We start from the raw sequence: 12158 nt of genomic DNA, 5'->3' as shown, positions 1-12158 counted from the left end.
CACGCTGCGCTCGCTCAGGCCGGTGCGGCGAACCAGATATGCGATGCCAGGACGGCACGGGGACAACTGTGCGAGCTCCTGGGCCACACGCACGGTGGTCCGTCCGAAAGCCCGCGGCCCGTGCGACCGGTAGCGGCGGGGGTCGTACATGCCGGACCCGGTGACCCAATGGACAGCCTGCAGCCACGAGTAGCCGTCTGCGGCCAGTCGACCCGACGTCGTCGACAGCCACTGCTCCTGCGGCGGCACCCACAGTACGCAGGACTCGTCGGCCGTCTCGGGCGCGGACCGCGGAGATGGGATCCGGGAGGGCGCCTCGAGTAGGGCGGCGGTCACGATGATCACCGCGCAGCGATCGCACGAAAGTACGAGACGCCCTGAAATCCCGCATATCTGAATCTTTGGGAACAGGTGGAAGGCGACGGGTGGTTGAAACGTGACCGAGATGACGGGGCATTCTGCGCCATCCGGGCACGGCAGAGCTGACAAAAGGCAGCACGATGCTGCACCATGGGTCTTGCCTTTCGGTTTTTTGGTCGAAGGCACAACGAAGCCCCCTCTGGGACCTCGTTGGTTCGGGTAGAACCGTGTTCGAACGGTTGGACGGCCGCTAACCGTCTGACCAGCCGCTTCGGATGGGCCCGCTAAGCCCGTCCGGTGGCATGTGGGGCGCTAGCCGAGGTGACCGCTAATCACCTGGGTGGCCGGGCGTCCCGGCGGCAGAAGCCGCCTTACTTCCTTACAAACACCACCCCCGCTGGGGGACAGGTGTGCCCGCGCTCGGTTCGGCGCAGAAAGCGAAGAGGGCACGCTGCCGGAGCGACACTGGTGTCGTCGCTGCCACGGCTGGTGCCCTGGTGTGTGTCCGCAGGCAGGGGCGGGTACCCTGCATCATGCGTCCGCCTTTCTGATCAAAGGTGGGTCGCCGGGTCGGAGTTACCTCCGGCCGAGAGCCCCGCGACTTGCTCAAGGTCCGCGGGGCTTTTTCTATTTGAGTGGATCAAGTCCGAGGCAAACCCTACTCCCCAGGGGCCTGTGCTGGGACGGCTGGTGCCTCCGTGTCGGGCCCTGGCCTGATGGCCCATCAATCCCTGTCCCCAGCCTCCGCGGGCGGAAGCTAGAGCAGGTAGATCCCGGCAGCGGAAGGGAGTTCGCGGCGACGACAAACCGGTGGCCATCACGAGCATCGCCCAGATCCGCCACCAACTCGCGGCCCGTGCCGCGGGCCTGCCCGCCACCATACCGGTCATCAACACGCGCAAATCGGGCGCAGATACAGCTGGCGCGTGACCCTCCCGCATACCGAATCAGTCCGTCCGGATCCGGATCTCAGGTCAACACTGCAGCAGCGCCGCGCCCCCGAACCGTCGGGCGCGGCGCTGCTGCCACCAACTCCTGGAGTACCTCAACGTGCTCATCCCCCGCCGGCGGATCGGCTGGCCCCGCGCTGACATGCGCATAGCAGAGGAGTGAATCCCTAACGGGAACTGCGCTGCCGGACTGGATCAGGGTGTAGTGGGCGGGTCCAAAGGCGGGTAGTAAGCGGCCAGGCTTTCTGCTGTGGAGCACAGGACGCGCAGGTCGTTGAGGAAGTGCCCCATGGCCGCCGCGGCGTCCTGTGCGTCGAAGGCCTCCTGTCCCATCCAGGGGTTGCGCTTGTTCTCGCTCAAGAGCCGCCGTACTGCCTGTTCGGCTGCCGCAGCCGGAGACTTCGAAAGCCAGCGCAAGCCGCATTCGGTGATCTTGGGGCGTACCTCATCGCTCAGGACCCTCCACTGGGTCTCAACCCGGATGTGCCACGTCTCGAGTCTCCTCCACTGCCAGCGGTCGGCAGCCAGAGCTTCCCAGCTAGTCGGTTGCCGGTACGACTGTGTTGGCCCCCGGCCGAGGTCTAGCAGAGCGTTGAAGTCACGGAGAAACTTCCTTGTTGCTGATCCATCACTGTCTCTTAGCTGACGCAGGCGGTGCAGGTCACTGAGCAGGGTCCGGGCCTCGGAGGCCACGGCCGCGGGGGTGGCGACGCTGAAGATTCTGGTCAGGGCTATGTGGAACTCGTGGATCTCGGCCCGCGCGAAGTCCTTGGTCCGCTGGGTCCGGCGGAAATCCGCCTGGGCGTTCCCGAGGTGGCTGAGGATAAGCAAGGCGGTGGGAACGCCGAAGCACAGCGATGTGAGGCTGGAAACAAGGTTGACGAAGAAACTGTGCCCCTCCCACCAGTGTGTGTGGTCAAGCCAAAGACCTGTGCTAGTGAGAAGGGCGCCGAGGGTAAGCAGCACAATGCTGAAGTTCCGAATCAACGGTGGGGTGCTGCGCCACCATCGCCGTGCTCTGGCTGTCCGCCCCTGCTGTGCCATGCTCCCCCTCTTCGGACTGGATCAAGGACAGTAGCGCAGACTCTCTACAGCTCGACGCCCTTGGCCCGCGCATGCGTGAACACTCCGCTTGGACAGGGGGCGCCGCACAGCACCCAAAGCGCCGCCCCCGGCGGCCCGGGGGCGGCGCTTCGATGTCCCCGCCTTCCCAGGTGTGGCGGCCCGTGACGGCCGACGCGCTGCTGAACCCCCGGAGCACCCCGACTTTCTCGCCCTGCCCCGACCGGCCATCGAACTGGAACCCTTTATGAAGTGATTCCTCCGCCGCTGCGCCCAGGCGCCCTGCGCCACTACGCCCGAAGACCAGGCCCTCGTCGACGAGTTCCGCGCAATGCTCACCGCCATGCTGCGTGGAAGAAGGCGGTGTACTCCAACACCGCGCTGCCTGAGGGAGCGGTGGACAGCGACGCCTACGTGGTGTGTGTTCTGGGGCAGCTGCACCGCGCACTGACCCGCCGCGACGTCTTTGCCTCCCCGTCGAACCGCGTGACGATCGACCGACGGCTTCGGATTGTCAGTGCCCTGTCTTACGGTCCCGCTTAGCCAGCTACGGGCAGGAGGGGTGCAGTGGAAGCTATTCGCCGAGGTGACAGAGGCAAGCAGAAGGCCTGGGTGTGGCTGATGGTGCTGACTGCGCAACGTGGCCTGTGCGTGTATTGCGGCCGCTCCCCATCCACCACACTGGACCACGAAAGGCCGATCGCCGGGGCAGGCCACGACATCTGGTGGAACTTCGTCCCTGCCTGCAAGCCCTGCAACCTCCGGAAAAGCAAGCACGAGAGCGCCGCGCATTGGGTTGCAGATATGGATATCTGCCACCGATATCCGGAGCTGACGCGCTCCAAGTGGAGGATGAGCCCGAAGGTCTTCGCCGGCATCACAAGGCGCGTGGAACGGGTTCAGCGAGAGATAGCCGACGCGGATCGCCGCGAGTGGTTCGAGCTGCACTACGGAGAGGAGAAGTGGGGAAACAAGACTGAGCTGTTCAAGATCCTTGGTCGCTGCAAGGCGGAGCTCAAGAGGTACCCGCACTACCCATGGCGGACCCCGAAGGTCAGGGAGCTGGAGGGGCGCTGCACGCGCCTGATCTGCTGCGGTGACTTCCATCCGCAGGCGAGGCTCCTGTACGCGTTCCTGGAGCGGGAGGAGGTCAGAGCCTTCCAGCGCGCCGTCTTCAACGAGCGCGCGCACGAGGGGGAAGTGCTCGGCCGCCTCGTCCGGGAGTACCTCGCTGACAGGCAGCGCGATCTCGACGGCGAGGCATAGCCCCGTTGCTGCGGCAGGCATCCGGTTGATGCCTCGGCCACCCGGCGGCCCAGTTCTCCTGCCATGCCCGACGTCTTCCTACGGCCGGCACTCGCACCCTTGTGCATAGGTGGTCAGCACCAGTCCGTGGTGGCGGTACCTCGGGGCGTGTGGGTGCCGCTGAGGATCTTTGAAGTCGGTCAAAGCTGCCGATTGCCTCTGACGTTCCTCACTAGATGCGTGCAGCATGACGCTGGGCAAAACCGGAGTCCGTGCAGGAGGCCAAACGCCTGGCTGTCGCGTAGGCGCCGAAGGTGGAGTATGTGCAGAGCTGGACGCCGGTGACGACGAGCAAGCTGGAGGGGCCGAAGTGAGCGAGATGAGGCGCGACGAGTGGGTTGGGATGACCAAGTCCGACAGGAGGTACGAGCCGTTCTGGGAGAGCGTCCGGGAGGCGGAGGCGCAGGGTCGTCCGGTGATGCACGTCGTTAAGGTCGGCAAGTTCATCATGCAGGCGTCCACGGACATCGAGCTCGCCAAACTGTTTGCGGAACACCAGATCTCCGATCGGGACGAGGTCGGCGAGTTCGACTGGGTGCCGGACGAGTTCGAGGTGCTGCATCTTCGGTTCAAGAACACGCGGACCGGGGAGTGGGAGTCCACTATCCAGCCCGTCTCGACGGTGCCGGCGCTGCCGGAGGTGCCGAAGTGAGGGCGCCTCTTCAGAACGGCCACGATCGGGTGACGGCCGTATCCGCGAAGGCTGAGCGCGACCGCAGATCAGATACGCACCTGGAGCGGCCACGGAAGAAGGTCACTGACCGGTGACCGGTTAGTGACCGCGGGTGTTGAGCAGACCCGGGTGGACAGTGCACCTCGTGAGCCGCGACATGCCTGCGCCCACGACCACGCGTTCTTTTGGACGTACGGCCCGGCGACCTGGTGTCGTGGCTGGATGAGGCAGGCCTGCCGGACGGCCTGCCGTTCCTGCTTTCGCCGCGGCTCGAGTACGACGTCGAGCTCAACTCGTACTTCCTTCAGGCGAATCTGACAGCGCCGTGGAACAGCAACGCCACGGGGCCCGAGCCCTGGCCCGGTTCTTCTCGTTCCTGCATACCGCGCGCGGTGGGAAGTCGTGGCGGGCCGCCACGGAGGGGGACCACCTGGCGTTCCACCAGTGGCGCCGCCGGGATGACGCAGGACCGCATGTCGAGGGCAGCACCTGGAATCACGAGGTGTCGCTGGTCAACCAGTTCTACGAGTGGGCGGTCCGCCAGCGCTACCACGGTCTGGAACCCGCGATGCTCTGGCTGAACGAGAACGGGCTGACGATGTCGATCTCCGGCTGGCAGGCGGTGTTCTGCACGGCCAACGACCGCTGTCACAAGGCCAATGTGCTGGTCGAAGCACACGCCCACCTCCTGCGCCACACATTCGCGGTGGTCACCCTCGAACAGCTCCAGCGGGCCCACGTCGCCCAGCTCGCTGAACTCAACTCCGAGCAGCGCGGGCACTACACCCGGATCTTCGGCGACCCGCTGGACTGGGTCCGCTGCAGGCTCGGACACCGGTCGATCCTGACGACCTTGATCTATCTGCACGCCCTCCAGGAGCTGGAGATGGAAACCCGCATGGCCTTGGTCCCGGACACCTGGGACGACCCGAGAGACACCCCGCTGACCCAGATCGGCGACGACGCCGTCCCGGCCGACGCGGAACAGGAAGCGGTCCGGTGACCCGCCGGGGCCGTGGCAGCACGGGGCCAGGCCGGCCGTCGGTCTTGCCGCCGGGCAAGTACGACCCGCCCGGCCCGGTGAGGGCAGGTCCCGCGGGCGCGACGGTGGTCTTCTTCCATGGCGACGATGGCCGTCACGACGTCTTCGACATAGTCCGGCTGCCGCTGCCGGGCTGGTGGATCCCGCTGGCCGGAGCCTTCGCCCAGCGAACGGGCCCCGGCGGCGCACTGCGCACTCGAACCTCAGCATCGGGAGTCTGGTGGTGCCTGGGTCGTTGGATGCGGTACTTGGCCCGACTTCCCACCCCGCCCGATCCCGGCCGGCTCACCGCCGCTCACGTCGAAGGGTTCGTACGGTTCCGCACGGCCCAGGCGGGCGAGGAAACGGCTTTCAAGGACGTGCAGGACATCAAGCTCCTGCTCGACATGGACGCGATCGTCTCACTCCTGGCACCCGAAGCCCGGGACTCCTTGAATCGGCGGCAGCCAAGATCCCGCGGCTTCGGCCAGGCCGGCTACTCCGACGCCGAGTTCGAGCGGCTGCTGGCCGCGGCACGGGCCGATGTTGCCCAGACCCGCGACCGGATCGGGGTCGGGGAAGAACTCGTACGCCGCCACGGCGACGGCGCCAGCGACGGGAAGGCGGCCCTGCTGGCCGACATGGCGGCCAGCGGAAGGGTTCCGCGGCTGAGCGATGACGGTCGTCACGACCATCTGACGCGACGGATCGCGCTGGCCCAGCACTTGTTTCTGCAGCTACGGGACCTGGCGCCGCTGATGGTCATGCTGTGTGCTCTGACCGAGCGCACCGGCGAGACGATCAAGGAACTGCCCGCACAGCACAAGATCCTGGATGGCCGGGTTGTCGAGCTCACCCTCATCAAACGGCGCCGCGGGCCGCAGCGATGGTTCGAGACGGTCACCTGGGAGATCGGCCCCCCCCGCACCGGGCCCTGCACACCCCCGGCGGTCTCTACCTGCTGATCCACAAGCTGACAGCCAAGCACCGAGGTCCGCCGCACACGCCGGCTGGGCGGACATCTGCTGGCGGGTCGCGTGGTGACCCTCGAAGTTCGGGCCCAGCGTTCAGCCCAACTATCTGGTGCCGTGGCTCGCGCGCTGCTGCTCGGCTAGGGCGAGGGTCTGCATGCCATGCACCCCGTGAAGGACAGGGACCATTAATTGGTAACCAGCGGCGACACGGTCGGGAACGTCACCGTTTCGGCGGTCTCGCCGGCCGGGTACTTGCGCGATCCGCCCGTCGATTGCCGCTGGGACACGCGCTCCACCACCGGAGCCGCCTTCATCCGTGTGGTCAACCAGGCCGACGGCCAGGAGCTCGCCCGCTACGACCTGAGCGGGGACGCGTCGACCAAGACCGCGATGGTCTTCGGCGAGCTGTCCGCAGTGGCGCGGAGTGGAAGTTCCGCGCCATCGGCCAGGGCTACGCCTCGGGCCTGCGCGGCATTGCGCAGGACTTCGGCGTCAACGTCTGAGCGAACCGCTCTCCCGCGTCCGGCGCCGGACGCGCGCTCCACCACCGGAGCCGACCTCGACCTCGACGCCAGCGCCCTCTGTGCGCGAGCGGCGGGTGTTCGGCGACGAGTACTGCGTCTTCTACAACAACCTCAAGAGCCCAGAGGGCTGGGTTGAGCACACCGGCGACAACCTCACCGGTGAGGGCGAGGGCGACGACGAGTCGCTCATCGTCGACCTGACGAAGGTGCCCGCCACCTGCGACAAGATCGTCTTCCCGGTCTCGATCCACGACGCGGACGTACGGTGCCAGGCGTTCGGCCAGGTCAGCAACGCCTTCATCCGTGTGGTCAACCAGGCCGACGGCCAGGAGCTCGCCCGCTACGACCTGAGCGAGGACGCCTCGACGGAGACCGAGATGATCTTCGGCGCGCTGTGCCGCAACGGGGGCGAATGGAAGTTCCGGGCGGTCGGACAGGGGTACGCATCGGGGCTGCGAGATATCGCCCTAGACTTTCGCATCAACCGGGCCAACTACCTTTCCAGGAAAGGCGGTTCGTGCGAACGGGCCCTCTCGGCCCAGCCGGCAAGCATTCGGCCGAGAGAGCCCGACTGGAACCACCCGTATCCATCGAGTCGGACAGAAGGGTTCCCATGAGTGAGTCTAGGGAAGGCAGCGAGCCAGTACTCCACCAGACCCCTAGGAAGTGGTTGCACGTCTTGGCCAGTGGTGCCCGCGAACTTGGCGACGGCGCTCTGCGCGGGATCGGATATGCCGCCGGGACTACAGCCTTTGGCCTGGTGTTCGTCTGGTGGCAAAGCCACCACTGATCACTGATCTTGGAGAGTGACCGCCGAACCGGATCACGGAGCCACGTCTCATCACGAGTCCTGGCCCGCCGGCTGCTGAGATAGCGTCATTCGCCCCTGACTCGCATGACCAGAAACCATGTCATGGAGCCCGGCTCGGGTCAGGGACGAGTTCTGGGGGACGAAGCCCACGGCCGGAGAAGAAGGGGAATAGTGCACGTTCGGAATAACCCCCTCCCGCCAGTAGTCAAAGAGCTCCGGCGCGGCTGCCTGCGGACCGAGGGGGACCCCGAGGGACGCCCCTACCGCTGGAAGGTCGACGGGATCGCCTTCAAAGGCCAGGACGACCCGAGAGGAGTACCGGCGACCTGGATCGTCGGCGAACCCGTCGCACGAGCCATCGCGGTCATGGAAACGCAGATCGCCGCCCTCCGGTCAGCACCGCCGACGCCAGGAGCCCCAAGCGAACCGACCCGCTACGACAGGCTCGTCGCCCGAAACGCCAAGCTCAAGCGTCACAACCGCGAGCTCACCGAGACCCTCACACTCGCCGCCTGCCACATCCAGCGCATCACCCTGGAGAACCAGAAGCTGAGAGAAGAACTTGAAGCCGCCTCGGGCGTCGCTCGCCTGACCCCCATCCCCTCCAAGCGGCCGGCAACCAGCTGAGGAAGTGGTTAACGGTCAACTGCAAACCCTGGGGCAAGCGGACGACAACGGCCGCCGCCCCAGCGCACCCAGCACTTGGCCATCGCCGCCGAGATCATGCGGCTAACTCTTGAGAACACGAAGCTACTGACGGACCTAGAGGCTGCCCGAGGCGTCACCAGGCTGAATACCGCTCCCTCGAGCCGACGGCCTTTCAACTCAATTTGCACAGCGGTGACGTCTCGCGAAACGACGTGACGAACAGCCCCTTACTCACCGAGGATGTCCATTCATGCAGACCCTGTCGAGCCCAACCCTGGCCGTCCTCACCAAGATCGCTGTCATACGGCTCAAGACCGCCATCACCACCAGCCTCCTCGCCGCTGATCTGGACCGATTCATCACGGAGGACTCCTCCAAGGAGAGGCTGGTCCAGCTGACCTTGATGAACGCTCGGAAGGCAGCCCAGAAGGGGGACAAGGACGCACACCGGGGTCTACTGGCGTTCGCCAAGGAGCTGACCGGCGACTTCCGACACCCTGACACGCACGGCCCGGAAAGCCTCTTGTTCCGACTCGGGGATGCACTCCTCGCGGACGGCTACGACCTGCAGTGGGAAGACCCGACAATCCGGAAGCCCGACGGCCTGTTCGGCAGGATCGAGATCGACCAGGGGCCTATCGGCTATCACATCCGCCCGACCGAAGCCCCAGGCGCGGAGATGGCCCAGGAGATCACTGCGCTGGAGGCCCAGCTCGCCACCGCCGGCTACGACGTCGCCCTCAACCACTACAAGCAGGCGATCGACAACCTCAACCACCACAACTACGAGGCGAGCAATGGCGCACTCCGGCCCATGCTTGAAGAGTTGATCCTCCGGGTCGCGCATCAGCATGGCTACTTGGGAACCCAAAAGGGCGGCGCCGCCGTCAACTGGATGGTCGATCAGAAGAAGGTCGTGCCGGAGAGCTGGGGCCGCCTCCTGCAAGGGGCTTGGGACATCTCGCACCCCGAAGGCGCTCACCCCGGCCGATCCAACGCCGATGAGGCACGCTTCCGCATGGTGCTGATCACCGCCATCGCCCGGAGGCTCCTACAGCACGCAGAGTCCTGAATCTTCTCTCTCCAGCGACTGCGGTCGCTCCCGACCAACTCCACGGCCGTGCCTGAACGCCGTTTCAGTGGTCAATGGTCAGCCCGAAACCGTCGCCGCAAGCACCCCGATCACGGCTGTGGGACGACGCCTGGCGCATGGTCTGGGCCGCGGTCATCGAGCCGGGCGGCGTCCCGATCACCGCCATGCGGCACCCCGCAGCCGCAGTATCCGCCGCAGGCATCCCCGACCCCGAACAGAGTGCGGCCGGCGGCCTGGGCTCCCCCGGACGCCGTTACCGCCGCGTGCACTGCAGCGCCTGCGGACGTATAGGCGACCCCGCTTGGGCTGCGCACCCACGCTGCCCCAGCCCACCGCGAGCACCCCACCGGAGTGCCCGCCCAGAGGACGGGCCAGTTCCCGCCGCCACACCTGGGGCGGCCGTCGACTTCAAGTCTGGCCGCCCCGGACGCGCGCCCATGCCGGGCGTTCATCAGGCAAGCCCGTTGCCCGGATCAGCAATGTCGGCTGCTGCGGACCACGCCGGGGAGGGCGCCCGCACCGCCCGCTGGTGGCGCCTGGACAAACCGGGCCGGCACCGGCCGCCTCGGGGGAACCACGCCCCAGGAGCTTGGTGTCCTCCAGTCGGATGCCCCACACTGGGGGGCGCGTTGAGAACAGGGGACTCTCGGTGGTCAGTGCAGTGCGCTACCGCAGCGGCGGAGACAACGCAGTACTGAAGCTCTGCCTACACAGGGTTTATCGGACCTGCTGCTACTTGTGCGGCGAGCCCAAGGACTTCCCGGATGTCGAGATCGATCACATCCTCCCGAAGAGCCTCTCAGGACCGGACATGGCGAGGGAGATCAAGTCCTACGGCCTGCCGCGCGACTTCGATGTTCAGGGGCCCGAAAACCTCGCGCCGATCTGCAGAGAGTGCAACGGGCGCAAGAGCAACCGGACGTTCAACGGGGCGCGCAAGGTATTGCTGTATCTGGGAAAGGCGGCCGACCTACGTTCCCGGGTGATCACTGAGGTCGAGAAGTTCGGGGCCGGAACCCGGCTGTCCAATCACCTACTCAAGGCCGTCGAGGCTGACCTCACGCAGAAGAAGGCTCGTGAGGTGTTCGAGACTTACGCGCCAGCGATTGTGCAGAAGCTCGCGCGGTTGGACGAGCGGAAGGCCGACTACGTCTCCTTCGGCGAGGTCGATCTCCCAGTAGACGACGACCGTGTTCCTGAGCTGATCCAACAGGTCGGAATGGTCCTTCGCGGCTCAGACCGCACTGCTGTGACCATCCTCCAGGATGTCTGCGGCGGTTCACTGCCAGACCTCCTTGTGCCTTGTATGGCTGAGATGGTTGGTCTCATGCGAGCCCGCACTCACTCGGACTTCGAGCACCTCATGGACCCGTCGCCGACTACCTCGGGACCAGTCGAACTGGACTACATCGAGGTTCAAATCAACGGGGTCGACTACCACCGTGTCGGCACCGCGCTTGAGTTCACGTTTCAAGGAATGTTCGACGCCTATCTGTCGGCCTCTCTGGTCCAAGACACATTGGACGGAGGAAGTATCAGGGACCGTCAGGGACAGGCGATCGTCACCGGCACCTTCTCCTTTACCGCTGACTGGGGCTTCTCAGCGACGCCAGGGGAACTTGAACCCAGCGAGTGCGCGATCGAGAGCTGGCGCACCACCCTGGAAGTCAGCTGAAGACGTTCGACCGCCCGGCCAGGGCGGACTAGGCATCTGCTCGCGACGCCCAAGTTGGCTGAGACTGGTCGGCTTCACCGAGGCGATGCACACGTCCCACGCCAGCCAGCAAGGTGTCTGCCTCGCGCTGTGCAGCTTCGGCAGGCCCTCGTTTTCGTCGACGAAATCGACCATGTCTCGCGCACCCCACCAGGGCCCCAAGTCCGGATGAGGCCGCCCCGTCTCGGTGAGGTCGATTTCTTCTGGGGCATCCGCTCTGGTTGCCCAAGAAGGACTGAGACGCTGGAGAGGAGGGCTTTGCGTGATGTGAACGCGCGACGGGTTGCCTCAGCTCGAGTGAGACGGCTGCGAGCGGCCGGCCTGCCTCGCAACCATCCAGACCACCGATTAGCGCGTGTTCGGAACGTCTCGACGAAACCAGGGGCAGTGTCGGTCCATGTCTGATGGAGTGACGTGGTGACGGCTCCAGTGCAGCGCACCCCAGGGCCAGATCTGTTCTCTCGGGAGGAAGGGCGAGGATGCTGTCGGAGGCGATGACTGCGCTGGCTGCGGCGGGCGGCACCGCGGTGGTGCAGGCCGCTGGCACAGACGCATGGGCGGGGTTCCGTCAGCAAATGGCCCGGTGGTTCGGCCGAGGAAACCCGCAGCGAGAGCCTGCAGAACTGGCGCGCCTCGACCACACGGCAGGCGAACTGGCGCGTCTGGACCAGACAGCAGGCGAACTGGAGGCGGCCGGGCAAGCCAAGGTGGAGCGGGCGCGTTTCCTTTCGGTGACGGTGTGGCAGGCCCGTATCGAGGCCCTGCTGGAGAGCTTGGACGACTCTGAGCGGGCCCAGGCCGCCGAGGAGTTGCGCGTGCTGCTCGCCCAACACGCCACCCATGGCGGGGCGTCGGCTAGCCAGGACGTGTTCGCCGCCGGCCGTGACATGCACATCCGCGCTGACCATGGCTCGATCGCCGGCGTTGTGCACGGCGAAGTGGACTGGGGCCCCCACATCGTCAGGCACACCTCTCCCGGACCGGAGAACGATCCGGACGACGACTGGCCGCAGGAGTCCTGAT

At 66.1% G+C, this 12158-nt stretch carries 9 protein-coding genes and 2 pseudogenes; 10 read left to right on the top strand and 1 reads right to left on the bottom strand.

The window, feature by feature from the left end; translation table 11 throughout:
* Positions 1 to 1505: 1505 nt before the first annotated feature.
* Positions 1506 to 2297, bottom strand: coding sequence for a hypothetical protein (locus ACWGIH_RS33830; protein ID WP_453691733.1), 792 nt, complete (start codon positions 2295 to 2297; stop codon positions 1506 to 1508).
* A gap of 642 nt (positions 2298 to 2939) precedes the next feature.
* Between ACWGIH_RS33830 and ACWGIH_RS33825 the strand changes: the two genes are divergently transcribed.
* From ACWGIH_RS33825 to ACWGIH_RS33780, 10 genes and pseudogenes are all read left to right on the top strand, one after another.
* Positions 2940 to 3638 carry an HNH endonuclease gene (locus ACWGIH_RS33825; RefSeq protein ID WP_453450420.1) on the top strand — a complete coding sequence of 233 codons (699 nt, stop codon included), beginning with the start codon at positions 2940 to 2942 and terminating at the stop codon, positions 3636 to 3638.
* 349 nt (positions 3639 to 3987) lie between these two features.
* Entirely contained in the window at positions 3988 to 4329 is a 342-nt protein-coding gene (locus ACWGIH_RS33820; RefSeq protein ID WP_453450421.1) for a hypothetical protein, read from the top strand.
* Between the two features lie 346 nt (positions 4330 to 4675).
* On the top strand, positions 4676 to 5353 hold the full coding sequence (locus ACWGIH_RS33815) for a site-specific integrase (RefSeq protein WP_453450422.1): 678 nt from the start codon (positions 4676 to 4678) through the stop codon (positions 5351 to 5353).
* A 77-nt stretch (positions 5354 to 5430) separates the two neighbouring features.
* Complete coding sequence (locus ACWGIH_RS33810; RefSeq protein WP_453450423.1) at positions 5431 to 6336, top strand: hypothetical protein; 906 nt, start codon at positions 5431 to 5433, stop codon at positions 6334 to 6336.
* 315 nt (positions 6337 to 6651) lie between these two features.
* Positions 6652 to 6848, top strand: a pseudogene (locus ACWGIH_RS33805) (TerD family protein); the annotation flags it as partial.
* Positions 6820 to 7354, top strand: a pseudogene (locus ACWGIH_RS33800) (TerD family protein); the annotation flags it as partial. The pseudogenes ACWGIH_RS33805 and ACWGIH_RS33800, both read left to right, overlap by 29 nt.
* Positions 7355 to 8046: 692 nt before the next feature.
* The gene (locus ACWGIH_RS33795) at positions 8047 to 8307 is read left to right on the top strand and encodes a hypothetical protein (protein ID WP_453450424.1); all 261 of its coding nucleotides are present in this window, start codon (positions 8047 to 8049) and stop codon (positions 8305 to 8307) included.
* A gap of 271 nt (positions 8308 to 8578) precedes the next feature.
* Positions 8579 to 9400 (top strand): hypothetical protein, encoded by an 822-nt coding sequence (locus ACWGIH_RS33790; RefSeq protein WP_453450425.1) that lies wholly within the window; start codon positions 8579 to 8581, stop codon positions 9398 to 9400.
* A 670-nt stretch (positions 9401 to 10070) separates the two neighbouring features.
* The gene (locus tag ACWGIH_RS33785; protein WP_453450426.1) at positions 10071 to 11096 is read left to right on the top strand and encodes an HNH endonuclease; all 1026 of its coding nucleotides are present in this window, start codon (positions 10071 to 10073) and stop codon (positions 11094 to 11096) included.
* A 518-nt stretch (positions 11097 to 11614) separates the two neighbouring features.
* Positions 11615 to 12157: a hypothetical protein gene (locus ACWGIH_RS33780; protein WP_453450427.1), complete on the top strand. Its 543-nt coding sequence runs from the start codon at positions 11615 to 11617 to the stop codon at positions 12155 to 12157.
* The last annotated feature ends 1 nt before the right edge of the window (position 12158 follow it).

Source organism: Streptomyces sp. NPDC054872 (assembly GCF_053610705.1).
Note: the sequence above shows the minus strand (reverse complement) of the source record. Positions and strands in the feature narration are given on the sequence as shown.